Raw genomic sequence first — 447 nt, 5'->3', positions numbered from 1 at the left:
AAGGGAAGTTTAAAGAACTTTCTCTTGATGCAAAGGGTGGTGTTCGGCTTGCAAAATCCGTTGAAGAAGTTGTTGCTAATGTAAAAGAAATGCTTGGTAAAACTTTGGTAACCAAGCAAACTGGTCCAGAAGGAAAACAGGTCAATCGTCTTTATATTGAAGATGGTGCTGATATAGAACGGGAGCTTTATCTTTCACTTTTAGTTGATCGTAGCGTTGGTCGGGTGGCTTTTGTTGTTTCAACAGAAGGTGGTATGGATATTGAAACGGTTGCTGAAAAAACGCCAGAAAAAATTTTAACTCTACCCATTGATGTTACACAGGGCGTTACCTCTGATGTTTGTGCAAGGCTTTGTGATGCATTGGTATTGTGTGATAGTGCAAGAGAAGATGGAGAAAAGCTTTTTCCAATTCTTTATAAAGTGTTTTGTGAAAAAGATATGAGCC

At 38.7% G+C, this 447-nt stretch carries 1 protein-coding gene; it reads left to right on the top strand.

From position 1 onward, the window contains the following. On the top strand, nucleotides 1-447 hold a 447-nt coding region (locus J7R05_RS08155), incomplete at both ends, for an ATP-grasp domain-containing protein (protein ID WP_343070549.1).

It is taken from the genome of Bartonella capreoli (assembly GCF_902813205.1).
In the GTDB taxonomy this organism is placed as follows: Bacteria; Pseudomonadota; Alphaproteobacteria; order Rhizobiales; family Rhizobiaceae; genus Bartonella; species Bartonella schoenbuchensis.
The sequence above is the reverse complement of the archived record's forward strand: the minus strand, read 5'-3'. Positions and strand labels throughout refer to the sequence as shown.